Here is a 23,971-nt window from a genome sequence, read left to right on the forward strand (position 1 = left end):
CTTCAAGTGCTAACAAAGCAAAAAGCCGCCCTCCGTCAAACAAAAAGGAGGAAAAATAATGGCAAATATCAATCCCTTTGAGTTTAAGAATTACCGCGTTTTCGAAACCGAGATCGCCGGCCGCAAGCTGACCGTCGAAACCGGTAAGATGGCGCAGCTCGCCAACGGCTCTTGCCTGGTGCGCTACGGCGAAACCGCGGTGCTCGTCACCGCGACCGCGTCGGCCAAGCCGCGCGACGGCATCGACTTCTTCCCGCTTTCCGTGGACTTTGAGGAGCGCCTGTACGCAGTCGGCCGCATCCCGGGCAGCTTCATGCGCCGCGAGGGCCGTCCGAGCGAAAAGGCGATTCTCGCCTCCCGCCAGATCGACCGCCCGATGCGCCCGCTATTCCCCAAGGATCTCAGAAACGATGTGTCCATCGTCTGCACCGTGCTGGAAAACGACTATGACAACTCCCCCGAGGTCGTCGCCCTGCTGGGCGCGTCCATCGCGGTGTCCATTTCGGACATCCCGTTCGATTATGTTGTAGCGGGCTGCCAGGTCGGCATCGTGGACGGCCGGACGGTCATCAACCCGACCAGCGAGCAGCGCAAGGTTTCCGAGATGGACGTGACCCTGTGCGCCACCAAGGATAAGATCGTTATGATCGAGGCGGGCGCGAAGGAAGTACCCGAGGACGACATGTTCAACGCCCTGATGGAAGCGCACGAGGAACTGAAAAAGATCTGCGCATTCATCCAGGGGATCAAGGACGAAATCGGTAAGCCCAAGTTCGAGTACGAGCATCACGATATTGACCACGACCTGTTTGACAAGCTCGAGGCCGCGGTAAGCGACAAGTTCGAGGTCGCGATGGACACGGACGACAAGACCGTCCGCGACGCGGGCGTACGCGCGATCGTAGACGAGTTCGAGGCCGGCCTTTCCGATGAGTACAAGGAGGAGCACGGCGCCAACCTTGCGGAGTGTGTGGACAAGCTGCAGAAGAAGATCGTGCGCCGCTGGTTGGCGAACGGCAAGCGCGTGGATGGCCGAGGTATGGAGGAAGTCCGTCCGCTGGCGGCCGAGGTACACGTTCTGCCGCGCGTACACGGCTCGGGCATGTTCACCCGCGGCCAGACCCAGGTGCTGACGCTTTGCACGCTGGGTACGCTGGGCGACGCGCAGGAGCTGGACACCATCTTTGAAGAGACTGAAAAGCGCTATATCCACCACTACAATTTCCCGTCCTTCTCGGTCGGCGAAACCCGCCCGTCCCGCGGCCCGGGCCGCCGCGAGATCGGCCACGGCGCGCTCGCAGAGCGTGCGCTGCTGCCGGTCATTCCGCCCGTGAGCGAGTTTCCGTACGCGCTGCGCTTGGTATCCGAGGTCATTTCGTCCAACGGCTCGACCTCGCAGGGCTCGGTGTGCGGCTCTACCCTCGCGCTGATGGACGCGGGCGTGCCGATCACCGCGCCGGTTGCAGGTATTTCCTGCGGCCTCATCACCGACGGCGGCCAGGAGACCACTTTTACCGATATTCAGGGCGTGGAGGACTTCTACGGCGATATGGACTTTAAGGTTGCCGGCACCAAGAAGGGCATCACCGCGATTCAGGTAGATATCAAGGTGGACGGCCTGACTCCGAACATCATCAAGCAGGCGTTCGAGAAGTGCCGCGTTGCCCGTTACGGCATTTTGGATGAAATCATGCTCAAGGCGATCGACAAGCCGCGCGCGGACGTATCCGACTGGGCACCCAAGATGACCACTATGCACATCCATCCGGATAAGATCCGAGAGGTTATCGGCAAGGGCGGCAGCGTGATCCAGAACATCGTTGCCGAGTCGGGAGCCAAGGTCGATATCGAGGACGACGGCACGGTCACTATCGCGGCGGTCAAGGCGGCTGACGCGGAAAAGGCCAGAAAGATGATCGAAGCCATCGTCAAGGAGCCGGAGCCGGGCGAAATCTACTACGGCAAGGTTGTGCGCCTGATGAACTTCGGCGCGTTCGTCAATCTGCTGCCAGGCAAGGACGGTATGGTGCATATCTCCAAGATGGCCGACCACCGCATTGAAAAGGTGGAGGACGCGGTCAAGGAAGGCGATATGGTCTGGGTCAAGGTTATGGAGATCGACGACAAGGGCCGTGTCAACCTGTCGATGAAGGATGTTAAGGAAGAGGAAAAGATTAAGTAAGCCTGCTTCCCGCATCCTGTGAAAAAAGGGCTTTGGAACCATTGGGTTCCGAAGCCCTTTTTTGTATGCCGTTTTATCCAAGCAGCGCGCGTGCGAGGGGATACAGCCGATCGAGCGCGCAGCCGCAGGAGCCGCATTCCCGTTTCGCCTGCCGGATGGCGTGGATGGGCGCGGCGCGGTCGCCCGCCCCCATCCTCGAGCCGTTCGAGAAGGAACACATTGGCGGTATCCGCATCCGGACAACAGAAGCGTGCAGTGCCGGACGGCTCGCATGGAAGCGCGCCGCCGTAGCGCAGGATATCGGCGTACAGAAACGCAGCATGCATGGCCAGCGGGCGATGCACCCACGTTCGGCGTCAAAATCAAAGCTGTCGCCCGGCTGGTGGCCGCCTCTGCGGTCACGGAGATGCGGGTACGGGGACACCCCGCGGTGTCATACCTCCCCGAAGAAACGGCGGATTTCGGCCTCGGCGCTTTCCGGAGCGTCCGAGCCGTGGATCACGTTATAGGTGGTCGAGCTGGCGAAGTCGCCGCGGATGGTGCCGGGCAGGGCATCCTCGTTTCGGGTGGGACCCATCAGGGTGCGCATCCCCTGGATGACGTTTTCGCCCTCCACGATCATAGCCAGAACCGGCCCGTTTGTCATATAGTCCACCGTAGATGGGAAAAAGGGCTTGTCAGCAATGTGCGCGTAATGCTCCCGAAGAATCGGTTCGTCCAGCTGCATGGTCTTCATGCGGGTGATGCGGTAGCCCTTGCGTTCGATGCGCGCAAGGATTTCACCGGCAATGCCGCGCTGCAGTGCGTCCGGCTTGAGCATAATATAGGTCCGTTCCATAAAACCGCCTGCTTTCCTGTTTTTTATTTCGTGCCGCTGCCCTTAGTATAACACAGGCTCGGCTAAAAACAATCCCCTTTTGCTTACAGGGAAACATAGTCCGGCTCGTGCCGCAGGGCGGGCAGGATGCGGCCTGTCAGGTCGGCGGTCGCGATGCGCAGGGAAGATGTGTTCCGGCAGGGATGGCAGGCGAAGAATTCCGGCTGCAGGACATCGCGGTCGATTACCAGACGGACACGGTTTTCCGTGTCGTTCAGCAGGCCGAGAACCGAAACCGAGCCGGGCGTCACGCCGAGCAGCTCGTGCAGGGGTTCCTCCCCCGCGAAGGAAAGGCGGGAGCAGCCGAGCTGGCCGGTCAGGTCCTTGGTATGGAACGGCTTGTTCCCAGGCATCAGCAGCAGGTAGAACTGGGTCTTTTGGCGGTTGCACAAAAACAGGTTTTTGCAGATTTCCGCGCCAAGCAGCGCTTCAACCGCGGCGCAGGCCTCGATGGAGGGCGTTTCGCTGTGGTCGGCGCGGCGGTAGGGTACACCCAGCCCGTCAAGGAAATCATAACAGGCGGCTTCAGCCGCGCTTCGGCTGGAGCAGTCGGATGGACGTCCGTCATACAGGGTAGGGTCAAGGGTGAATTCGTTCATATCAAAGACTCCTATTAGTATTATTAGATAAAAGTATTACTTTTTGAATTCAGCGCTTATCAGGGCTTCCGCCGTGCGAAAGGATGCGGAGCACGGGGACGGTCAAAAAGATGGAAAGCACAAAAGAGCAGATATCGCTGGCCGGCTGGCAGAGCTGCACGCCGAACAGCTCCCAGAACAGGGGCAGCACCAGTGCGAACGGGATGAAGAACAGGCCCTGACGCGCCGCGGCGACGATACTGGCCCGCATGGTCATGGCGATGTTCTGCAACAGCATGTTGCACATGGTCACCCACCCGACCAGAGGGAAAGAGATACATTGCAGCCGTAACGTGAGCGCGCCGATGCGGATGACCTCGGGGTCGTCCGAGCGGAAAATGGCGATGATCTGCGGTGCGCATACCCAGCCAGCCACGGCTAACCCGAGTAATACGAGGAAAGACGACTTGACGCAGAACCAGAACCCGCGTGTGACACGGTCGTATTTACGCGCGCCATAGTTATAGCCGCAGACCGGCTGAAAGCCCTGGCCGAAGCCGATCATAGCCGAGCCCGCAAACTGGGAAACGCGCGTGACGATGCTCATAGCGGCGATAGCTGCGTCGCCGTAGGGACGGGCCGCCGTGTTCAGGCAGGTGACCGCGATGGATGCCAGCCCTTGGCGGCACAGACTGGGCAGGCCGCCGCCCATCAGGGCAACAAAACGGTCAATACTGGGTGCAAACTGGCGTAGCCGGATTTGTACGCCGCGCGACTGACGGATGCCGAGCAATAGAAGAAAAAAGCTGATTAACTGACTCAAGATGGTCGCATAAGCTGCGCCGCTGATGCCTAAATCAAAAACAAAGATGAATAGGGGGTCAAGAGCGATATTAAGGATGCCGCCTGATACGAGGCCGATCATGGCATAGGTTGCATTCCCTTGCTGACGCAGTTGGTTATTGAGTACTAGTGCGGCCATCATGTACGGCGCCCCAAACAGAATAATCTGCATGTAGTCAAGTGCATAGGGATAAATGGTGTCAGTAGCACCGAGCAGATGGCAAAGAGGGCTGCGCAGTAACAGACCAAGCATAAGAATCACAAAACCAGTGAAGATCGAGAGGAAGAAACCGGTCGCGGCCATGCGTTCAGCTTCTTCCTGCTGTTGTGCACCAAGTTGCCGAGAAATATAGGTGCCAGAGCCTTGGCCATAGAAGAAGCCGATTGACTGGATCAGTGCCATCAGCGGGAACACTACACCGACCGCGCCGGTCGCACTCGTACCTAATTGGCCGACAAAAAACGTGTCCGCCATGTTATAGATCGAGGTAATCAACATGCTTATAATGGTTGGAACAGCCAGCTTACAGATCAACGGTTCGAGTGGCGCTTCAGTCATTTCGTGAAAGCGGCGCTCCTGTGCTTCATTGGTAGAATGCTTTGTCATGATCCTGCTCCTCCATTTCTTTAACTATTTGGCAAAGCCATTCAATTATCTGCTCATAGCTTTCTACCGGCGACGCGAGTGGGGATTGGAAAAAGCCCGCTGCGGCGAGCGCGCAGTAGCCATGCAGCGCGCTGCGAATTGTGCGCGAGAGATGGATGCGCCGGTCATCCGGCAGGCGGCAGGGCGCCAGCACGCGGTTGAACAGGTCCATAAAGGCATGCTTGCGTTCGACCAAGCTGGGGTCGGAAAAGCGCGGCAGCGAAACCATGGCGCGGTAAAGCTGCGGCTGTTCGCGGGCGAAAGTACGATAGGCGGTGGCAAGGGCGCGCAGCCCCTCCGCGCCGGTTCTGCCTGCCATAGCGGTTTCGAGCGTGTCCATCAGGCGGTCGAGCGCGCATTCGGCCAGCCGGGCGTTCAGCTCGGGCAGGCCTTGTAGGTGGTTGTACAATGAGGCGGTCTTGACGCCAAGCGTCTCCGCCAGCTCGCGCAGGGTGAGATTTTCCGCCCCTTTTTGCTCGGCGAGTGCGGCGGCTGTGTCGATGATCGCCTCCCGACTGAGTCCTTTTCGCGGCATATACATTCCTCCAAACTAACGGCGTTAGTTTTCTATATCTTCAGCATAACCGAAAGGGATGCGTTTGTCAAGCATGCGCGAGGGAGGAAAAAGGCTTGACATATATCGATTGTCTACATATAATAAACATATCGAATATCGATATATGGGAGGATGGAATCATGGCAATCGACAAAAGCCTGCTGGCAGGCAGTACGGGGCTTCTGATCCTGCGTCTGCTGGAGGAGGGCGACCTGTACGGCTACCAGATGATCGAGCGCCTGCGCGAGCGGTCGGACGACACCTTTTCCCTCAAGGCGGGTACGCTGTACCCGCTGTTGCACACATTGGAGGTGCAGGGGCTGGTGCGCTCCTACGAGCGGGCAGCGGACGGTGCGCGCGTGCGTAAGTATTACCGCCTGACCGACCTGGGGCATACCCGTCTGGCGGAAAAGACCGAGGAGTGGCGGCGGTTTTCCGGCGCGGTCGAGCGTGTGCTGAAGGGGGGAGAAAGCCATGCGTTTGCCTGAATGCATGCGGCGGCAGATGATCCGTCTGCTGGAGTGCGACGCGGCTGAGCGCGCGCAGACCTCCGCAGAGCTGGACTCGCTGTCCGCGGATTATGACGAGCCGCCGCTGCCTGAAGCCTTGCATGACTGGCTGAACGATGCGACTGGACAGATGCGTTGGAAGCGGGCGCGTCCGGTTGCGGCAGAGGAGCTGACCGACCACCTGAGAGACCAGTACGAAGCCTTCCGGTCCGAAGGCATGGGAGAGGACGAAGCCGCGCAGGCAACCATCCGCGAAATGGGCGACGCGGTGGAGGCCGGCACACGGCTGGATAGCGCGTGGCGGCCGCGGCCGGACTGGGTGATGCTGGTGATCGTGCTGGCAACAACGGCGGCGGGGCTGGCGCTCCAGTACATCCTGCGGCAGCCGTTTTGCGCATGGATGGGGATACCACCGGAGAACAGCCTGGCAAACCAGTTCTTTTATTTTGCGATCGGCACTGGGCTGCTGTTTTTGGGGTATTTTATGGATTACACCATACTGGGGCGGCATATCCGTCTGCTGTATGCGCTGTGGCTGGCGGTCGGACTGTTTTTGGCGTTCAGCCCGTGGCGCGTGGAATATAACGGACGGCTTTTCTACACGGCACAGTGGATATGGTTTTTTCCGGTGCTGTTCGCGGGCGTGCTGTACAGCCAGCGCGGCAGGGGGGCGGAGGGCGTCCGCAACTGCCTGCTGAGCCTGCTCGGTATGTGGTTTCTGGCGTATATCACGCCGTATATGTCGGCCCTTGGCATATTGACCGTGGTCTGCTGCGGGATGCTGGTGATGGCGGTGCGGCGCGGCGCGTTCGGCAGGTGTACCAGGGGCAGGCTCGTATTGGCGGTATCGCCGCTGCTGGCCCTGCTGGGATATTTCCTGTTTCTGCTGTATGCCGTACCGCATGTGCGGGAGCGCTTGGCGTTGGTGTTCCATCCGCAGGCGGATGCGTCAGCAGCAGGCTATCAGGGCTCCGCGATCCAGTACATCATGTTCGGCATCCCGTTTGCGGGCAGCGGAACGATTGACGGCGCACAGTGGATCAAGCTGGACGGCGCGGGCGATTGGATGCTGCTGTCGGTCAAATACCTTTGGGGTTGGACGGCCGTTTTCCTGCTTTTAGCAGCGGTTTTGCTGCTGCTTGCATGGGGCTTCCGCATTGCGCGGCGGCAGAACGGTCTGCTCGCGCGCAGCGTGTGCATGGGCGTGATGTTCACTTTTGCGCTGCAGGCCGCGCTGTATGTGCTGCAAAACTGCGGCATCATCGTGTTCGCGTCCCACGGCCTGCCGCTGCTGTCTTACGGCGGCATATATCTGTGCCAGACCATGCTGCTGCTCGGCCTACTGCTCTCCGCACAGCGGTCGGGCGGGCTGGAACGCGCGGAACAACAGCGGCCCGCGCTGCGGAAAACGGCCGGTTCCGTGCGGTAAAGTCTGCGCGATTATAGTAAAATAGCCGCAAAGCGGCTATTTTACGTTTATTTTACTTCCGATTCCCGTTTGTGTTCCCAAAGCAGAATAAGGATTCATATATTTTCGCCATTGCTTCGGCGGTCAATTTCTCACGGTGTTTTATTTTCCTGACCGGCCGCTTCTCTCTGCTTGCAGGCATGGAAAATGGCAGTCGATTTTTTCGGCTGTCCTTGTGGCTGGATTATTTAGTTTTGTTGTATATTGTTCGAAAAATAGGGAGTTGCATTATTCTATAATGTTCTCTATATAGCTATAATCAATTCTTCCCTTTATGACAGAATAGAAAAATAGGTCTTTCCGAATAGTGTCAACGGAATTGATGATAAAGTTGTTCCAACCATCTGCTTCATTGCCATTAGATAAGTAAATTGTCATCTTAAAACCATATCCTGTATAGCCAACAGGGGGGTTTTGTTCTCTTTACTTCAATATCATTCAAGTCATCAATACTATATTGAAATTGCCCTTTATCTTCAATATGTGTCCCGTTTCCGCTATTACCATTAAAAACAACAATTTCCATAACTTCTTTAGGGTCTAAATTCATCAAGTCATTTGGAGTATTATACCACGCGGCAACCCCTAAAATCAGAATGAGTACGCCTGCTAAAGATATGGATACTTCCTTTTTCATATTCGCTCGGACCTCTTTATCAAATTCGGATTTGCCGCTCTGTTTTTTAGAAAAGGTATAGCACAAGATTATGAGCCGGTCCATATCGCTTCATCCTGCCGGCCGCTGTGGTATAATAGGGACAGCCTGCAACCAGGCTGCCCTTTTCTTTGCCCAAAAAAATTTTCTCCCGCTGTCAGGAATGGCGCACACCATTCGTATTGTAGGTGAAGCGACGTTGCTGACACAGCCGGTCGGCTGTTCCCAAAGGAGTTGATAAATCCATGAGACAATTCGATCAGGAAGAGGCCGAACGGCTGGTGAACGCCTATTCCGACCTGATCCTGCGGCTTTCTTATACCTACCTGAAATCCACGCACGACGCGGAGGACATCAGCCAGACCGTATTCCTCAAGCTGCTGACGGGCGGGCAGGCCTTCGACAGCCCCGCGCACGAAAAGGCGTGGATCATTCGGGCAGCCGCTAACGCCTGCAAGGACCTGCTGCGCAGCGCAGGGCGGCGGCGCACGGTGGGGCTGGAGGCCGTGGCGGAGGCGCCGGCGCCAGAATCGCCGGAATCCTGCGTGCTGGACGCGGTGATGGCGCTGCCGGATAAATACCGCGAGGCGGTGTATCTGTATTATTACGAGGGCTATTCCGCGAGAGAGATCGGCGCGCTGCTCGGCCGCAGCGAAGCGGCGGTGAACGCGCACCTGAGCCGCGGCCGGAACAGGCTGCGTACCATGTTGGGAGGCGAATGTTGTGAACACGGAGTATAATGATAACAGAGAGTATAAAAACGCGCTCGACGGGCTGCGTTTTTCCGAGGAGGCAAAGGCAAGGATGGCAAAGAGACTGATGGATACCATGGAGCGGCCGGAACAGGCGCCTGAGACGCGGCGGCGCGTCCGCCGCATGCCGCGCATCGCTGTGATCGGCGTGGCGGCGGCGCTGGCGCTGGGTGTGGGCGCGAGCGCGACCGGCGTACTCAAAACCGCGGGCGAGGCGTTCGCGGGCGTGTTCGGTCCCACGGCGGATACCGAGATTATCGACAAGATCGGCCGGCCGGTCGGCGCGAGCGACACGGATAATGGCGTGACCGTCACCGCGGACGCCATTATCGGCGACAAGTACCACTACGCGGTCACCTATTCGATCGAAAAGAAGGACGGCGCCGTCTTTGATATTGACCTGACCGATACTGTGGGCGAGGGCCTGCTGCCGATGGGCTTTGCCGACGGGGATACCTCGCTGATGGGCTATTTCGGCGGCGCGCACGGCAGCTCGTACTTTTACGACGCCGATCCGGCAGACAACGCGATCCAGTATGTAGAAACGCGCGAGATCAGCGACGGCGAGGTGCGCGGCCACGCGGTGCGGGCGAAGTTCAGCGATCTGTGCGTGTATGCGGAGAACGATACGGGCGAGCTTGAGCGCCGCGTCATTGCCGAGGGCGACTGGTCGCTCAAGTTCAACCTGGATTTTGAGGATACCTCGGTCAGCCTGCCCGCGGGGCAGACATTCGAGCTGAACGGCATGAACGCCGTGATCGACGAGATCACGCTGTCCCCGCTGGCGCTGCGCGTGGACTACACGGTGGACAGCACGGTGCAGTGGGATGAAAACGCGCAGTCCGGCCGGCAGAGCGAGCATGATAGCGCGCAGATGCACAAATATTTTGAAAGCGTGCAGATCCTGGTGAACAGGAAGGATGGCGCCAGCATCGACCTGTCCAATGCGGGCGGCAGCATCCGTCCCGAGGGCGGCAAGACCGTCTGCCAGAAGGGTGATATTTTCACCGAGATCATCCCGATTGAGGAGATCGCGTCGCTCACGGTCGCCGGTATGGAGATACCGGTGCAGTAACAGGATACCGCCGGAAAGGGGCTGCATTGATGCGGCCCCTTTTGTGTTTGCCCCAACGCATCGGGTGTGTTATAATAAAAGACAATCCCGATCTGGAAAGGAAATGAGCCATGGCCCCCACCTCTGTACTGCTCCCCGAGGGCGAGCTGCGCGTCGCGCGCTGCGATATGCTGGACAAGCTGATCGCGGTCGGCGATGGAGACGCGGCGCTCCTTTATCTTTATATTCTGCGGCACGGAGGCGCGGCGGACGCGAAAGTGGCCGCGCGGGTGCTGCACCTATCCGGAGAGCGGTATGAACGCGCGGCGTTCACTTTGAACCAGCTCACCGCGCCGGTGCAGGTGTCGGAGACGGACAAGCCTGCGGATGCGCCGCAGTATACGACGGACGAGTTGCGCCGCGCGCGCATGGACGACCACCGCTTCGCGGCCGTCTGCGAGAGCGCGGAGGCCACGCTCGGCCGGACGCTGACCGAGGGGCAGCTCCGCTGCCTGTTGACCGCATACGATCATTTGGGGCTGGACGCGGGGGCGATCATTGAACTGCTGTCCTATCTGAAAAAGGAGAAAGGCACGGTGCGCCTGGCCGATATCAAGCGCGAGGCTTACCAGTGGGCGGATATGGGGATCGTGACCGCGCCGGACGCGCAGCAATACCTGGCGCGTAGGGTGAACGAAAAGCCGCTCAGCGACGCGGTCTATCGGGCGCTTGGCGCCGACCCCGCGCAGCCCGCGCCCAAGGAGCAGCGCGTCTGCCGGTTCGCGCTGGCGCACGGCTTCCCGCCGGAGGCGGTCGAGTTGGCCGTGCGCCGCACGGACAGGCACCAGGGCCGCAGGAGTTTGGATTATACGCTCGGCATCCTGCGCAAGTGGGACGCGGGCGGGGTACATACGGTCAGCGAGATCACCGCGCTCGAACCGGAAGCGCGCGCGGTGGTCGGCCAGACCACCGCCCAGCCGACCGATAGCGCCACACTGGCCGCGTGGGAGCAGGATTGGGCCGCGCGCGTGCGCAGCCACCGCCGCAAAACGGAGGAATAATCTATGGCATATGATAAAAAGGTCCTCGCCGCCGCCCGCCGCGAGCTGGAGCGCGACCGCGCCGCCCGTGCGGGCGAGCTAGAGGCGCGTCGGCGCGAGATATACGCCCGCGAGCCGCGCGTCCGCGCGATCGACCGCGAGCTGGGTACGACCGCCGCGGCCGTACTCAGGGCCGCGCTCGAATCCGGCGGCGATCCCTCTGCCGCGATTGAACAGTTGCGCGTCCGAAACCTTGCCCTGCAGGAGGAACGGGCTGCGCTGCTGCAACAACTCGGCCTGCCGGCTGATTACCTGACGGACAAGCCGATGTGCGCGGCCTGCGGGGACACGGGCTACGCGGGCAGCGCGGTCTGCGCCTGCGTGCGGGAGCGGTACGCCCGTCTCCTCAAAGAGCGGCTGTCCGATATCCTGCCGATCCAGGACCAGAATTTTGCAAAATTCAATATGGCGTATTATTCCACCCGTCCGGATGCGCGGCTTGGCCTGTCCCCGCGCGAAAATATGGAATATAACCTGGACGAATGTAAGGCATACGCGGCGCGGTTCGGAAAGGATTCCCCCAACCTGCTGCTGTACGGCTCGACCGGCCTGGGCAAGACGTTTTTATCCACCTGCATTGCGGAGGCCGTGTCCGCGCGCGGCTTTTCTGTGGCGTATGACACGGCGATCAACATTGTCGCGGCCTATGAAACGATCAAATTCGGCAACGGCGACGGGGAGGCCGCCGCAGAGCGCGCGGCGCGATATGAGCGCGCGGACCTGCTGATTATCGATGACATGGGGACCGAAATGGGGACGGCGTTCACGGTTTCCGCGCTGTACAACCTGATCAATAACCGCCTGATGGCTAAGCGGCCGATGATCGTCAACACCAACCTTCTGCCGGAAACGCTGGGCGAGAAGTATTCGCCCGCCGTAGCCTCCCGCCTGCTGGGGGAATTTATGGCGTTGCGCTTTTTTGGGGACGACATCCGCCTGCTGAAAAAGAAAATGTAAACAATTCTTTCACAGGACGTTCAAATTCTGTTCATATATTCGCGGGGGAAATGGGGTATACTAAGCATGTCGATAAGGGAAGCCGCAATCCCGAATCGACAAGCAGCCTACCGATCTTTTATTTCTCTTTTACCCCCCTTTATTTTGTGAAATGACCGAAAAAGCCCTGGTTCCGTTTCCCCCATGGAACCGGGGCTTTTTCCCGTTCCGCAGAGGAAGCGCTTTGTAAAAAACCTTTTAAAGTCTGTTCAAAAGTTATTCACATATTCGGGCGCGGGCTGCGGTATACTATAACCGTCGAAAGGAATTGGAACGTTCCTGGAAGACAACCTCTTATTACACCTATTTCCCCTTTCTTTCATCTTTTCTTTTATCCTCTTTTTGAGAGCAACGGCTGCGCCCGGCTTCCATTTCCCCCATGGAGGCCGGGCGTTTCCCGTTTACTGGAAGCGCTGGAACGGACGGCCAAAAATCTTTCACAGCCTGTTCAAAATCTATTCACACATTCCGCGGCAAAGCGCGGTATACTGAATACGTCAGCAAGGGAAGCCGCAATCCCGAAGCTGACAGCCTACCGATCTTTTTATTTCTCTTTTACCCCCTTTTTTTGAATCTGTGTAGTGAACTGGCAAAGCGCCGTTGTCTCGTTTCCCCCAACGAGGCAGCGGCGCTTTCCATTTGCAGGGCTAACGCCTGGTCGGCGTGATTACACCACACGCGATTTTAGCGCCAGCGTTGCCGGAAGGCTGGGTCGTGAAATCGTCCGACTGGCTGTGTACGATAACGGTCCGGCCGAGAATATCCGGCACGCGGAAGCGGTCGGTCAGCACAGCCATCCATGCGAAGCCGGTCAGGTCCGCAAACAGCGGCGGCAGGTCGCCCGCGTGATAGGGGTGCGGGCATCCGGCGGGATTGTAGTGTGTTCCCGCGCCGACAAACGGGTCGCTAGCGTTGCCGGTGCAGGACGAGCCCTCGTGGATGTGCAGCGCAAAAATGGGCTGCGCACAGGCCATGCGCGTGACCGGCAGGCCGCGTACGGCGGCTGTGACCAGCACGCCCTGCGGCGTCTGGTAAAACGAAACGGTGCCTTCGATGCGTCTCCCGTCCGGCGCGGCCTGCAGCACGGCGGCCGCGTCCGGAAGCCGGTTTTGGATGACCGAGGCAAAATATTGTGAATTGGTTTGTTTCATGGTTGATTCCCTCCGTAAATCATCCTATGCGGCTGCGATTGCCCTTGCGAAAGACGCGGGGATGCGGTATACTAAAAATCAGGCAAGAAAAGATATGTTAGGAGTTGTTAACTATGGGTTGTTCGCATAACTGCGATTCCTGCTCCGCGGGCTGCGGCGGCGAAAAGAGCCTCAAAGTCGCGGCCAATCCCGCGGCAACGGTCAGAAAGGTGATCGGCGTCGTTTCCGGCAAGGGCGGCGTAGGCAAAAGCCTGCTGACCTCGATGCTGTCGGTCGGCATGACGCGCAGGGGCTATACCTGTGGAATTCTGGACGCCGACATTACGGGGCCGTCCATTCCCAAGACGTTCGGTGTGCATGACAAACTGGAGGGCTGCGAGGAGGGCATCCTGCCCGCGCGCAGCGAAGGCGGCGTGCAGATGATCTCGATTAATCTGGTGCTGCCGAACGAGGATGATCCGGTCATCTATCGTGGGCCGATCATCGCGGAAACGGTCAAGCAGTTCTGGTCAGATGTGATTTGGGACGACGTGGATTTCCTGTTCGTCGATATGCCGCCCGGCACGGGCGATGTGCCGCTAACCGTGTTCCAGTCCCTGCCGGTGGACGGCATTCTGGTCGTCACCTCGCCGCAGGACCTGGTTTCGATGATTGTGGGCAAGGCGGTCAAAATGGCAAAGATGATGAATATTCCGCTGATCGGTGTGGTCGAGAATTACAGCTATCTCGCCTGTCCGGACTGCGGCAAGCATATTCCGGTGTTTGGGGAGAGCCGTGTGGACGCGGTTGCGGCGGAGTACGGGCTGCCCGTGCTGGCCAAGCTGCCTATCGACCCGAAGCTCGCCGCAGCGGTCGACGCGGGCAGGATAGAGGACGCTAAGCTGCCGGACGAGCTGGCCGGCGCGCTGAAAGCGGTGGAGGATATCCGATGAACATCGGCGTAGCATATGAAAACGGGCGGATCGCGGGCAATCTGGGTGATTGCCGCACGTTCCTGATTGTTTCTGCGGAGGACGGGAACCCGACAGGCAAGCGCCTTGCCGCGGTGGAAGGCGGGAATACGACCGACCTGATCAAAATGGTGAGCATGGAAAAGGTGGACGTGCTGATCTGCGGCGCGCTCGGCCTTGCGCTGCGCAACGCGCTGGAGATGATCGGCGTGCTGCTTGTGCCGGGCTGCGAGGGAGCGGCGGAAGAAGCGGTCGCCAAGTTCCTGGTGGGCGAAAAACAGGGCGACCCGACCCTGCTGGAGATCGGCCGTGAGGAGGATCCGGACGATCCGATGGCGTGCATGCACGACTGTGCGAAGTGCGCGGGCTGCGGCCCGATCGAGATCCTCCGCCAGATACCCGCGGAGGAAGCGGGGGAATAAGGCATAAACGGCGTGTTCCTTGGGGCGCGTCGTTTTTTCAGATGAAAAAGAGTTCGCGCTGCTGGTCCGCCCGGTGCGAGGGTTTGGCATCGGCATGGGCGTGCATCGGGCATAGGGATGCAAAAACGGACGGGGGAAATCGTATTTTTCTCCAAAAATACCGATGCAATTTGCACGGGAGTGTTGTATAATACTCGTGTAACTGAAAAATGGGCGATTGCGCCCAGAACGAAAGGATTTTCAGGATGATGGATATTTCCGCCGCCCTGGTTGGCGGTCTGTTTGACGAGGATGGCGTTCCGGCCTACGCCCGTCCGGTGCTGTTCGGCACGGCGGGGGATGCGGTAAGCGCCTATCTGCCCGACGCGGTGGGTGCGCGCTTTTTCGTGCAGGGAGAAGGCGAGCCGCAGGTTGCGGGGACAGTGTGCGTCGCGGCGCAGGAGGACGGCCGTTTTGCCGCGCTAAAAGCGCTGCCCGCATGCGGGCATGTGCTGGTGATCGCGGCGCCGTTTGCCCTGACTGAACAGGATGCGCTGTACCATCTGGTGCAGACGCATACGGCCGCCGGCTATGGCGTGAGCGTGCTGGCCGCCGAGCAGCAGGGCTTTGACGCGGAGGGGCAGCCCCTCCCGCACGACGAGCGCTGCGTTGTGGCGGTATTTGCCTATGAGGTGCTGCAGAAGGCGCTGGCGGCGGGTTCGGATTCGCTGGACAGCCTGGTCGCCGCGGCGGTCGCCGCGGGCGCGCAGAAAGGCGTTGCGGTCACAAACGAGATTGTTGAGATCCGCGACGGGGGCTCGGCGTTTATCGCGTTCCGAGCCATGGTCAATCAGGTCAACTTCGGCCTGATCGAACAGGGCGTGCAGATTTTCGACCCCGCGAACACCTATATCGCGCCGGACGCTGAGATCGCCCCGGGCGCCACCATCCTGCCCGGCTGCCATATCCGTTCGGGCTGCAAGGTGGGTGCGGGTGCGGTCATCGGACCGAATTCCATTCTGGAAAAAGCGGAGATCGGCGCGGGTACCACGGTCAACAATTCCCAGGTGTACGAGTCCACGGTCGGCGCGCACGCCACGGTCGGCCCGTTCGCCTATATCCGCCCGCAGTGCGTGGTGGGCGACCATTGCCGCATCGGGGATTTTGTTGAGCTGAAAAAATCCTCCATCGGCAACGGCACCAAGGTGTCGCACCTGACCTATATCGGCGACGCGACCGTCGGCGAGCGGGTCAACTTCGGCTGCGGCACGGTGGTTGTCAATTACGACGGATATCACAAAAACCAGACCGTGATCGGGGACGACTGTTTTATCGGCTGCAATACCAACTTGGTTTCGCCTGTCACGCTGGGCGACCGCGTGTTCACCGCGGCCGGCACCACGGTGACGAAAAACGTGCCGGATGGCGCGCTGGCGGTCGCGCGCGCGCGGCAGACTACGCTCGAGGGATGGAACGACCGCCGCCGCGCGGCGCACGAAAAAGAAAAGGACCAATAAAACAGACATAAAAAATATGACGGAGGGGCAAATCGAATGATTTCTCACGGAAAAAACATTAAAATCCTGTCCGGCAACTCGCATCCGGCGCTCGCCATGCAGATCGCGTCGGCGCTCGGCCTGCCGATCGGCAAATCCCTGATCTCCACCTTTGCGGATGGGGAGATTTCGGTGTCCATTATGGAATCGGTGCGCGGCTCGGATGTGTTCCTGGTGCAGTCCACCTGCGGTCCGGTGAACAACAACCTGATGGAGCTGCTCATCATGATCGATTCCTGCAAGCGCGCGTCCGCGGGCCGCATCACGGCGGTCATCCCGTATTTCGGCTATGCGCGGCAGGACCGTAAGAGCAAGGCACGCGACCCGATCTCCGCCAAGCTGGTGGCCAACCTGATCACGGCCGCGGGTGCGGACCGCGTGCTGACCATGGACCTGCATGCGGCGCAGATCCAGGGCTTTTTCGACATACCGGTGGACAATATGCTCGGCTCCTCCGTACTCATCCCGTATATCGCGGGCAAGTTCGGCGTCGGCACGGACGATACGGTTATCGTCTCGCCCGACCTCGGCTCGGTCACGCGCGCGCGGAAATTCACCGAAAAGCTGGACATGCCGCTTGCGATTATCGACAAGCGCCGCCCCAAGGCGAACGTGTCCGAGGTCATGAACATCATCGGCAACGTCGAGGGGAAGAAATGTATCCTGGTGGACGACCTGATCGACACCGCCGGCACGCTGTGCCATGCGGCGGACGCGCTGGTGGAAAAGGGTGGCGCGACCGAGGTGTACGCCTGCGCCACGCACGGCGTGCTCTCCGGCCCCGCGATCGAGCGCATCAAGGACAGCCCGATCAAGGAGCTGGCGATCCTGGATACCATCCCGCTGGCGAGCGAGAAAAAGCTGGACAAGATTAACGTCCTGTCCGTGGCGCCAGTGTTTACTGAGGCGATCGCGCGTATTTACGAGGAAGTATCGGTATCGACGCTCTTCGACTGAGCAGCGGGGCGGCCCTTTGTTAAAAATGCCGCGCAGGCTGCGGCTTGAAATGAGAATGGGGGAGGCGGACAGTCGGTTGTCCGCCTCCTTTTTAAGAAAGGAGCGTATATGCGGAAAGCGGTTGCCTATCTGGCGGTCAGCCTGGATGGATATATCGCGGACGCAGACGGCGGCGTGGGCTGGCTGGGCGCGTTTGCAGACGAGCAGGAGGACAGAGGTTACGAGGCGTTTGTGCAGAGCGTGGACACGGTCGTGATGGGCGGGCGGACCTACCGCCAGGTCGCGGAAGAACTCTCGCCCGGCGCGTGGCCGTACGAGGGGCTGGATTGCTGGGTCTGGACGCAGCAAAACGGCCCGCTGCCTCACGCGCGCCGTATTGAGGGCGGGCTGGCGGCCTGGCTGCATGCGGAAAAGCAAAAGGCTGGCAGGGGGATCTGGCTGTGCGGCGGCGCGGCGCTGATCGCGGCGGCATCGGACGCGGGCGAGGTCGACCGCTGGCACCTGACCGTGCTGCCCGTCCTGCTGGGCGGTGGCATCCGGCTGTTTCCCGAGGGGCGGGCGCAGCGCCTGCGTCTGGTTTCCGTGCGGCAGGTGGGCGGTGCCGCAGAGCTGATCTATGAGCCGGCGATGGGGTAAAATACCGGTGCAACGCACCGTAGTGGACAAAAGCGTCCGGCTGGTATGCCGGACGCGAGGTGATGACATTCGGAGAAAAGCTCAAAGCAATTCGCATCCAAGCGGAATGCTCGCAGGAGGAGACGGAAACAACCGGAGGGAGCCGCTGCTGGGACATTTCTCTGTATGATATTGTGGCGCAGCTGCGAAAAACAAACAAGAGGTGAAGCAATGAAAGTATTGGCGGTTGGCGACGTGGTCGGCGAGGCGGGGATCGATACCCTGCACGGCCTGCTGCGCCGCGTCAAACGGGAACACGGGGCGGATTTTGTCATTGTCAACGGTGAAAACGCCGCAGGGCGCGGCATCATGCCAAAGCAGGCGGACGATATTTTTTCCGCGGGCGCGGATATCATCACGCTGGGCAACCATGCGTTTTCCAAGCAACAGATCGCGCCCTATCTGGATGAGCATCCGGACGTGCTGCGTCCGGCCAACCTCGCCCCGCAGAGCCCGGGGCGAGGCTGGGGCGTTTTCGACGGGCCGCGGGGCTTGCGCCTGCTCGTGATGAACCTGATCGGCCGCTGCGATATGCACTACGGGCCGGACAACCCGTTCCTGTGCGCGGATAAAATCCTGCGCGAGGCGGCGGGACAGTACGATATCGCGCTCGCCGAGATCCATGCAAACGCCACCAGCGAAAAGCTCGCCATGGGCTATTATCTGGATGGGCGCGCGGCCGCGGTCTGGGGGACGCACACCCATGTGCAGACCGCGGACAACCGCGTCAACCCCAAGGGCGCGGGCTATATCACGGATATCGGCATGACCGGTCCGGTCGTGTCCGTGCTGGGGGTGTGCGTGGAGCAGTCGGTCGCCATGTTCCGCGGCGACCTGACTGAATATTTCAAAACCGCCCCCGGCGACTGTGCGCTTTCGGGAGCGGTCTTTACGATCGGACGGGACGGCAGATGCGCGTCCGTCGCCCGCGTATGGGAACGGTGGGCCGTCCGCTAAGGGCTATTCGGACAGGATGGCGGTTACAGAATCGTTTGCAGCTTCGGGCAGCAGGGCGTCCCTGGCGGCGTCCTGCTGCCAGTCGTTATAGTCCGTGATGCCCTCGCCCGCGTTCGGGTGGAAGTGCGAGTACGCCAGGTCGGCCACGAACAGCGTAAGCAGCACGGCGCACAGCGTGTTCTGCCGGGCAGGGGAGAGCCGGTCGAGCAGCCCGCCGAGCAACGGACCGGCGAAATATACGACCGCGCAGCAGCCCAGGCCGAAGATCACCGCGCCCTCCAGGCAGATACGGCCATTCAGGTTCATGAAGTAGCCGCTGTAATCCCACCAGCGGATGCCCTTGGTGACCTCCAGATACCAACTGGAGAAATACTCGATGACCGAGCAAAGCACCATGGAGACCAGGAAGGTCGCCACCGGACGGATGAACAGCTTTTTCAGCAGCAGGAGCACGAGCGCGCCGCCCGCGCCGTAGATGGGTAGCCAAGGGCCGAGCATCGTGCCGCGGTTGACGAACATGCCCTTGGTGACGATGTGCAGCGCGACCTCCCAGACCCAGCCGATGAACGCGAAAGTGAAGAACAGCAGGATAAGCGTGCGCAGGCCGTAATGCCGGTTATAGTCCAGCTTGTGACGCTGGGCGTAGTGGAACACCGGATCCTCCGGTAGGCGCACGTCCGCGTCGGGCAGGCGGGGCTTTTCGCCCGCCGGCGCCGTCTCGCCGAAAGCGGGGACCACAAACAGGGCGGAAAGTGGCGTGCCCGCGTCAAGCTGCGCCTGCCGAAGTGCGGCGTACAGGCCTGCGTCGGTGGCGGAGCGGTAGCCGTTGACGAACAGCAGGGACAGCAGTCCGGCCGCTGCCGCCGCGAGCGACTGGCACAGCGCGACATCGCCGGTCGCCAGGCCGATGGCCGTTCCGAGCACGGTGGAGGCCAGCAGAGGTAAAAAGGTCCAGTGCAGGTAGAACGTCAGGTCAAGCACGAAGCAGCGCCATTTATTGCCCCGCATCATCTGGCGGGACAGACGGAGCGTCTCGGCGGGCCTGGCCTGCGGGTTTTCCGCCAGGATATACGGCACCATGCGGTAGGAGTACAGCTTGACCGGAAAGCCGACGATGGTACACGCCCACAGCAGCAGGAACAGCGAGCGCAGGAACATGCCCTTTGCCACGTTCCGCCAGCAGCCGTGCTGGAAAGGCGTGAACATCGCAGCGATGCTGATATTGTCGCGCACGCGGCTTTCCAGCAGGAAGCGCCGCGCGCCCACGCTGACTGCGCTCAGTACCCAGATGGAGAACCACAGCCCGCCTGCGATGCCAAGCGCGGCCAGCGCGATATCCAGCCAGCCTGCGAACCGCGAGCGCTCGAGCAGCGCAAAAAACGCGGAGAACGGCGCGGTAAGTGTATCAAAGGCCGGCGCGAGGCTCTGGTCAGCCGCGGCCCACATGGGGGGCGTGCCGTCCATCGGGTCGATGCGCAGCCATTCGAGCAGCAGCTCCCAGTTGGACAGGCTGGCCGCCTGGATCGCGACCTGGTCGTCCGGCAGCATGGCGGATGGGTCAAACTGGCCGATGAAATCCGCCGACCCCGCAAATTCCGCGCCCGTGAAGGCGAGGATAAAGCATACTGCGACCGTAGCGGCCCAGTTCCGCAAAAACTGCCGCTTACCGCGCCGCTTGAGTTCTTTTCGTTGCCACATAAAAATTGCTTTCCCTTTTTGTTTTTTGTGAATTTGACAAATTATGATGGAGTTTTGACAATGCTTGCCTTTATTCTCGCACCTTTTTATAGTTTCGTCAATGTATTTTTGGCGCGCTGGGTGCTGCGATGGACGGGTGCGTGCCATCGGGTGTTCGGCACGCGGGCGTTCCGCGTGTTGTTCCTGGCCGTTTACAGCTTTGCCGCCTTGACCCCGCTGACTGGCTTTCTGGTGCAGTCCCCGCCCGCGCTGCGGCGGCTGCTCAAGCAGGTAAGCAATTACTGGCTGGGCTGGATGCTGTACCTCCTCCTTGCCGTGCTGGCGGTGGAGGCGCTCCTGGCCTGCCTGCGCCGCATCCAGCGCAGGGACTTCGCGCAAATGCAGCGCGTGCGGCAGGTGCAGGGCGGCGCCGCCCTGGCGCTGGTGTGCGCGGTGTGCCTGTACGGCATGGCCAACGCCCGTACGCTGCGCGTGACGGAGTATGCGGTCACGCTGGAGGGCGCGGGGGAAGACATGACCGTCGCGCTGCTGGCCGACCTGCATCTCGGCTACAGCACCGACCCTGCCTATATCGAGCGGGCAGCGCAGGCGGTGAACGATATGCAGCCCGACCTGATCGTGGTCGCGGGGGATATCTTTGACAATGAATACGAAGCCGTGCCGGAGCCTGACCGCATCGCGGCGGCGCTGGCTTCCATGCATAGCACATACGGCGCTTATGCATGCTGGGGCAACCACGACCTGTCTGAGCCGATCCTGGCGGGCTTTACCTGGGACACCGAGGATGAGGAGAAAAACGACCCCCAAATGGCCGGTTTCCTGCGACGCGCGGGGATAAATCTGCTGGAAGATGAAAAAGTTACATTAAAAAACGGCGTCCAGCTCGTCGGCCGCAAGGACCCTTCGCGGGACAGGAAATTGGGGGATGAACGGCTCAGTCCTGCAGAATGGGCTGGCCTGCTCGAACCAGAAAAGCCCGCTTTCGTGATCGACCATCAGCCGAAGGAGCTGGAGGCGCTGGCCGAGGCGGGCTTTGATCTGGATTTGTCCGGACATACGCATGACGGACAGGTGTTTCCCAGCAACCTGATCATGGGTTTTTTGTGGGAAAATCCCTGCGGAATGGTGCAAATAAAGGACATGTTTTCGATTGTCACGTCCGGTTTAGGGGTGTGGGGACCGGATATGCGGGTCGGTACGGCAAGCGAGGTCGTAAAAATCAGTGTGCATTTTGGGGGATAATGCACGGAATACAGGTGTCCATATGAGGGAAACACACGAAAATGGAACGCTGAATTTGTACATAGTGCAAGAACTTGAGAGAAAGCTTGCAAAAATTCGAAAATTTATTGACGGCGCCCCAGGTTTTGATGTATGCTATAAATGAACTACAATAGGCCTTGGCAAATTATGTGAAAAAATTGTCGAAGCCGTGTATGGCACACCGATCGAGCGCGTGGGAAACCGCCGGAAAACGGTGTGAAAGGAGGAAAAGAACAGATGAACCAGTTGCTGAAAAAATTTACTTTTACAGACGAACTGACCGATGTCATCGAAAACTGTAAGGGCGTATCCGTGCCAACCAGCAAGGCGGAGCTGTACGACATGGTGTTCGGTCCGGACAAAGCCGATGTATATGACGTTGTGTTCGACGTTCCGGGCAAGGGTCCGGTGAAGGAAGCGGACGTGACCCGCTGCAAGAACGGCGCTTCGGTCAACTTTGTGGAGGACTACATGCGCCGCCGCGAGCCGGACTGCATGCGCATCGCCGACGATAAGCCGACCGATAAAAAGCGTTTCGCCGACGTTTACGGCTATCCCTTCAGCGACCTGCGGAAAGAAACCATGGAGTGGTTCAAGACGCAGGAGCTTATCCTCATGCCGTTTAACTCGGGCGGCAATATCTACGGCTACGGCTCCATGCTGGTCTGCCCCAAGCCGTGCGCGTTCTTCGCGTTCGCGTTGGCACATCTGCAGGGCTTTGTTAACGCTGAGGAGACCGAGGGCTATAAGCCGCGCGCGATCGTTTACGTCGCGCCCCCGTTCCGCCACACCCACTTCGAGGGCAAGCAGGTCGTTGTACACAACCGTCTGGACGACTGCCACGAGGTGTTCTCCTACAACCTGTATCCCGGCCCGTCCGCGAAAAAGGGCGTGTACTCCGTGCTGCTCGATATCGGCGAGCAGGAGGGCTGGACTACCTGCCACACCTCCTGCGGCCGTCTGGTTACGCCGTATGAGAACGAAATGGTTATTATGCACGAGGGCGCGTCCGGCGGCGGCAAGAGCGAGATGCTGCAGGACATTGCCCGCGAGCCGGACAACCGTGTGCTGCTTTCCAAGAACACTGTGACCGGCGAGGAAACCTACCTCAACATGGGACAGACCTGTGCCATCGAGCCGGTGTGCGACGATATGGCGACCTGCTATCCGGCGGTCCAGAACAACTCCGGCAAGCTCGTCCTGGTGGACGGCGAGGACGGCTGGTTCCTCCGCATGGACGGCGTGACCCATTACGGCTGCGATCCGGTATACGAGCGCATCTGCACCGAGCCGAAGGAGCCGCTCTGCTTCTTCAACATGGAGGGCCACGCGGGCGCGACCCTGCTGATATGGGAGCATACGCTCGATTCCAACGGCAAGCCCTGCTCCAACCCGCGCGCGATCGTGCCGCGCTGGGATATCCCTCATATCGTCAAGGAGCCGGTAGAGGTTGACGTGCGCTCGTTCGGTGTGCGCATGCCCCCCTCCACCCGCGAGAACCCGAACTACGGCATCATGGGCATGATGCATATCATCCCGCCCGCACTCGCCTGGCTGTGGCGCCTGGTCGCGCCGCGCGGCTTCAACAACCCGTCCATTGTGACCGGCAACGAGCTGAAGAGCGAGGGCGTCGGCTCCTACTGGCCGTTTGCCACCGGTCTGCGCGTCAAGCAGGCCAATCTGCTGCTCGACCAGATCCTCAAGAGCCCGAACACCCGCTATGTGCTGATCCCGAACCAGCATATCGGCGTGTACAAGGTCGGCTTCGCGGCCGAGTGGATCAGCCGCGAGTACCTGGCGCGCCACGGCGGCGCGAAGATCCGCCGCGAGCATCTCGAGCCGGCGCGTTGCCCGCTGCTTGGCTACGCGATGAAGGATATGACCATCGACGGCCAGCGCATCCGCTCCAAGTACCTGCGCGTCGATACCCAGGACCGTGTGGGCGAGGATGGCTACGATGCCGGCGCGAAGATCCTGACCGACTTCTTCCGCAAGGAGGTTGCCAAGTTTGATACGCCGGATCTCGATCCGCGCGGCAAGCAGATCATCGACTGCTTCATGAACGGCGGCACGCTCGCGGACTACGAAGCGATCACCCCGACCAATCTTTGATCCGCGCGGCGGAAAGAATAACGCAAAACCGCTCA

General features: G+C 60.1%; 23 protein-coding genes. 15 read left to right on the forward strand and 8 right to left on the reverse strand.

All coding sequences use genetic code 11. The features are described 5' to 3' along the window. The first annotated feature begins 58 nt into the window (after nt 1-58). Nucleotides 59-2,182: a polyribonucleotide nucleotidyltransferase gene (locus RX717_RS02440; protein WP_054327496.1), complete on the forward strand. Its 2,124-nt coding sequence runs from the start codon at nt 59-61 to the stop codon at nt 2,180-2,182. A 73-nt stretch (nt 2,183-2,255) separates the two neighbouring features. Here the strand turns inward: RX717_RS02440 and RX717_RS02445 are convergent, their stop codons facing one another. The 5 genes from RX717_RS02445 to RX717_RS02465 form a co-directional block, all read right to left on the reverse strand. Continuing rightward, complete coding sequence (locus tag RX717_RS02445; protein ID WP_199855186.1) at nt 2,256-2,606, reverse strand: hypothetical protein; 351 nt, start codon at nt 2,604-2,606, stop codon at nt 2,256-2,258. A 9-nt stretch (nt 2,607-2,615) separates the two neighbouring features. Then, the gene (gene ndk / locus RX717_RS02450) at nt 2,616-3,020 is read right to left on the reverse strand and encodes a nucleoside-diphosphate kinase (protein ID WP_054327495.1); all 405 of its coding nucleotides are present in this window, start codon (nt 3,018-3,020) and stop codon (nt 2,616-2,618) included. 83 nt (nt 3,021-3,103) lie between these two features. Then, nucleotides 3,104-3,658 (reverse strand): prolyl-tRNA synthetase associated domain-containing protein, encoded by a 555-nt coding sequence (locus tag RX717_RS02455; protein ID WP_107631051.1) that lies wholly within the window; start codon nt 3,656-3,658, stop codon nt 3,104-3,106. A gap of 49 nt (nt 3,659-3,707) precedes the next feature. Further along, nucleotides 3,708-5,087 carry an MATE family efflux transporter gene (locus RX717_RS02460; protein WP_107631050.1) on the reverse strand — a complete coding sequence of 460 codons (1,380 nt, stop codon included), beginning with the start codon at nt 5,085-5,087 and terminating at the stop codon, nt 3,708-3,710. Beyond that, complete coding sequence (locus tag RX717_RS02465) at nt 5,065-5,661, reverse strand: TetR/AcrR family transcriptional regulator (protein WP_054327493.1); 597 nt, start codon at nt 5,659-5,661, stop codon at nt 5,065-5,067. The genes RX717_RS02460 and RX717_RS02465 overlap by 23 nt, the downstream gene beginning before the upstream one ends. A gap of 161 nt (nt 5,662-5,822) precedes the next feature. Between RX717_RS02465 and RX717_RS02470 the strand changes: the two genes are divergently transcribed. Both RX717_RS02470 and RX717_RS02475 read left to right on the forward strand, forming a co-directional pair. Then, on the forward strand, nt 5,823-6,170 hold the full coding sequence (locus tag RX717_RS02470) for a PadR family transcriptional regulator (RefSeq protein ID WP_082397169.1): 348 nt from the start codon (nt 5,823-5,825) through the stop codon (nt 6,168-6,170). Further along, nucleotides 6,157-7,620, forward strand: a complete 1,464-nt coding sequence (locus tag RX717_RS02475; RefSeq protein ID WP_107631049.1) for a permease prefix domain 1-containing protein — start codon at nt 6,157-6,159, stop codon at nt 7,618-7,620. The genes RX717_RS02470 and RX717_RS02475 overlap by 14 nt, the downstream gene beginning before the upstream one ends. A gap of 418 nt (nt 7,621-8,038) precedes the next feature. Here the strand turns inward: RX717_RS02475 and RX717_RS02480 are convergent, their stop codons facing one another. After that, nucleotides 8,039-8,296, reverse strand: a complete 258-nt coding sequence (locus tag RX717_RS02480; RefSeq protein WP_242977847.1) for a hypothetical protein — start codon at nt 8,294-8,296, stop codon at nt 8,039-8,041. A 263-nt stretch (nt 8,297-8,559) separates the two neighbouring features. Between RX717_RS02480 and RX717_RS02485 the strand changes: the two genes are divergently transcribed. From RX717_RS02485 to RX717_RS02500, 4 genes are all read left to right on the forward strand, one after another. Continuing rightward, on the forward strand, nt 8,560-9,054 hold the full coding sequence (locus RX717_RS02485) for an RNA polymerase sigma factor (protein ID WP_107631048.1): 495 nt from the start codon (nt 8,560-8,562) through the stop codon (nt 9,052-9,054). Further along, nucleotides 9,038-10,141: a DUF4179 domain-containing protein gene (locus RX717_RS02490; protein WP_107631047.1), complete on the forward strand. Its 1,104-nt coding sequence runs from the start codon at nt 9,038-9,040 to the stop codon at nt 10,139-10,141. Before RX717_RS02485 ends, RX717_RS02490 begins: the two co-directional genes overlap by 17 nt. A 110-nt stretch (nt 10,142-10,251) precedes the next feature. Beyond that, nucleotides 10,252-11,181: a DnaD domain-containing protein gene (locus tag RX717_RS02495; protein ID WP_054327488.1), complete on the forward strand. Its 930-nt coding sequence runs from the start codon at nt 10,252-10,254 to the stop codon at nt 11,179-11,181. A gap of 3 nt (nt 11,182-11,184) precedes the next feature. Further along, nucleotides 11,185-12,177 carry an ATP-binding protein gene (locus tag RX717_RS02500; protein WP_054327487.1) on the forward strand — a complete coding sequence of 331 codons (993 nt, stop codon included), beginning with the start codon at nt 11,185-11,187 and terminating at the stop codon, nt 12,175-12,177. 686 nt (nt 12,178-12,863) lie between these two features. Here the strand turns inward: RX717_RS02500 and RX717_RS02505 are convergent. Then, entirely contained in the window at nt 12,864-13,367 is a 504-nt protein-coding gene (locus tag RX717_RS02505) for a superoxide dismutase family protein (RefSeq protein ID WP_107631046.1), read from the reverse strand. Between the two features lie 113 nt (nt 13,368-13,480). On the opposite strand from RX717_RS02505, the gene RX717_RS02510 reads away from it, so the two are divergent. The 6 genes from RX717_RS02510 to RX717_RS02535 all read left to right on the forward strand — a co-directional run bounded on the left by RX717_RS02510 (nt 13,481) and on the right by RX717_RS02535 (nt 18,863). Then, entirely contained in the window at nt 13,481-14,299 is an 819-nt protein-coding gene (locus RX717_RS02510) for a P-loop NTPase (RefSeq protein WP_054327485.1), read from the forward strand. Beyond that, nucleotides 14,296-14,739: a NifB/NifX family molybdenum-iron cluster-binding protein gene (locus RX717_RS02515; protein WP_107631045.1), complete on the forward strand. Its 444-nt coding sequence runs from the start codon at nt 14,296-14,298 to the stop codon at nt 14,737-14,739. Before RX717_RS02510 ends, RX717_RS02515 begins: the two co-directional genes overlap by 4 nt. A 245-nt stretch (nt 14,740-14,984) precedes the next feature. Beyond that, on the forward strand, nt 14,985-16,235 hold the full coding sequence (locus RX717_RS02520) for a DapH/DapD/GlmU-related protein (protein ID WP_147574187.1): 1,251 nt from the start codon (nt 14,985-14,987) through the stop codon (nt 16,233-16,235). Nucleotides 16,236-16,271: 36 nt separating this feature from the next. Continuing rightward, a complete protein-coding gene (locus tag RX717_RS02525; RefSeq protein WP_054327482.1) occupies nt 16,272-17,231 on the forward strand; it encodes a ribose-phosphate diphosphokinase in 960 nt (319 codons plus the stop codon). A 108-nt stretch (nt 17,232-17,339) separates the two neighbouring features. Further along, a complete protein-coding gene (locus RX717_RS02530) occupies nt 17,340-17,867 on the forward strand; it encodes a dihydrofolate reductase family protein (protein WP_054327481.1) in 528 nt (175 codons plus the stop codon). Nucleotides 17,868-18,077: 210 nt separating this feature from the next. Continuing rightward, entirely contained in the window at nt 18,078-18,863 is a 786-nt protein-coding gene (locus tag RX717_RS02535; protein ID WP_107631044.1) for a TIGR00282 family metallophosphoesterase, read from the forward strand. Nucleotides 18,864-18,866: 3 nt separating this feature from the next. Here RX717_RS02535 and RX717_RS02540 read toward each other — a convergent pair whose 3' ends face one another. Next, on the reverse strand, nt 18,867-20,561 hold the full coding sequence (locus RX717_RS02540; protein WP_316960537.1) for a DUF975 family protein: 1,695 nt from the start codon (nt 20,559-20,561) through the stop codon (nt 18,867-18,869). A 60-nt stretch (nt 20,562-20,621) separates the two neighbouring features. On the opposite strand from RX717_RS02540, the gene RX717_RS02545 reads away from it, so the two are divergent. Next, a complete protein-coding gene (locus RX717_RS02545) occupies nt 20,622-21,803 on the forward strand; it encodes a metallophosphoesterase (protein WP_107632143.1) in 1,182 nt (393 codons plus the stop codon). Nucleotides 21,804-22,061: 258 nt separating this feature from the next. Continuing rightward, nucleotides 22,062-23,936 (forward strand): DUF4914 family protein, encoded by a 1,875-nt coding sequence (locus RX717_RS02550; protein WP_054327476.1) that lies wholly within the window; start codon nt 22,062-22,064, stop codon nt 23,934-23,936. Nucleotides 23,937-23,971: the final 35 nt, after the last annotated feature.

It is taken from the genome of Intestinibacillus sp. NTUH-41-i26 (genome assembly GCF_032769475.1).
GTDB lineage: Bacteria > Bacillota > Clostridia > Oscillospirales > Butyricicoccaceae > Agathobaculum > Agathobaculum ammoniilyticum.

Excerpts from the sequence above, each read along its gene's own strand:
- RX717_RS02440 (WP_054327496.1), top strand. The coding sequence starts at position 59 with ATGGCAAATATCAATCCCTTTGAGTTTAAGAATTACCGCGTTTTCGAA.
- ndk (WP_054327495.1), bottom strand. The coding sequence starts at position 3,020 with ATGGAACGGACCTATATTATGCTCAAGCCGGACGCACTGCAGCGCGGC.
- RX717_RS02455 (WP_107631051.1), bottom strand. The coding sequence starts at position 3,658 with ATGAACGAATTCACCCTTGACCCTACCCTGTATGACGGACGTCCATCC.
- RX717_RS02460 (WP_107631050.1), bottom strand. The coding sequence starts at position 5,087 with ATGACAAAGCATTCTACCAATGAAGCACAGGAGCGCCGCTTTCACGAA.
- RX717_RS02465 (WP_054327493.1), bottom strand. The coding sequence starts at position 5,661 with ATGCCGCGAAAAGGACTCAGTCGGGAGGCGATCATCGACACAGCCGCC.
- RX717_RS02470 (WP_082397169.1), top strand. The coding sequence starts at position 5,823 with ATGGCAATCGACAAAAGCCTGCTGGCAGGCAGTACGGGGCTTCTGATC.
- RX717_RS02475 (WP_107631049.1), top strand. The coding sequence starts at position 6,157 with ATGCGTTTGCCTGAATGCATGCGGCGGCAGATGATCCGTCTGCTGGAG.
- RX717_RS02480 (WP_242977847.1), bottom strand. The coding sequence starts at position 8,296 with ATGAAAAAGGAAGTATCCATATCTTTAGCAGGCGTACTCATTCTGATT.
- RX717_RS02485 (WP_107631048.1), top strand. The coding sequence starts at position 8,560 with ATGAGACAATTCGATCAGGAAGAGGCCGAACGGCTGGTGAACGCCTAT.
- RX717_RS02495 (WP_054327488.1), top strand. The coding sequence starts at position 10,252 with ATGGCCCCCACCTCTGTACTGCTCCCCGAGGGCGAGCTGCGCGTCGCG.
- RX717_RS02500 (WP_054327487.1), top strand. The coding sequence starts at position 11,185 with ATGGCATATGATAAAAAGGTCCTCGCCGCCGCCCGCCGCGAGCTGGAG.
- RX717_RS02505 (WP_107631046.1), bottom strand. The coding sequence starts at position 13,367 with ATGAAACAAACCAATTCACAATATTTTGCCTCGGTCATCCAAAACCGG.
- RX717_RS02510 (WP_054327485.1), top strand. The coding sequence starts at position 13,481 with ATGGGTTGTTCGCATAACTGCGATTCCTGCTCCGCGGGCTGCGGCGGC.
- RX717_RS02515 (WP_107631045.1), top strand. The coding sequence starts at position 14,296 with ATGAACATCGGCGTAGCATATGAAAACGGGCGGATCGCGGGCAATCTG.
- RX717_RS02520 (WP_147574187.1), top strand. The coding sequence starts at position 14,985 with ATGATGGATATTTCCGCCGCCCTGGTTGGCGGTCTGTTTGACGAGGAT.
- RX717_RS02525 (WP_054327482.1), top strand. The coding sequence starts at position 16,272 with ATGATTTCTCACGGAAAAAACATTAAAATCCTGTCCGGCAACTCGCAT.
- RX717_RS02530 (WP_054327481.1), top strand. The coding sequence starts at position 17,340 with ATGCGGAAAGCGGTTGCCTATCTGGCGGTCAGCCTGGATGGATATATC.
- RX717_RS02535 (WP_107631044.1), top strand. The coding sequence starts at position 18,078 with ATGAAAGTATTGGCGGTTGGCGACGTGGTCGGCGAGGCGGGGATCGAT.
- RX717_RS02540 (WP_316960537.1), bottom strand. The coding sequence starts at position 20,561 with ATGTGGCAACGAAAAGAACTCAAGCGGCGCGGTAAGCGGCAGTTTTTG.
- RX717_RS02545 (WP_107632143.1), top strand. The coding sequence starts at position 20,622 with ATGCTTGCCTTTATTCTCGCACCTTTTTATAGTTTCGTCAATGTATTT.
- RX717_RS02550 (WP_054327476.1), top strand. The coding sequence starts at position 22,062 with ATGAACCAGTTGCTGAAAAAATTTACTTTTACAGACGAACTGACCGAT.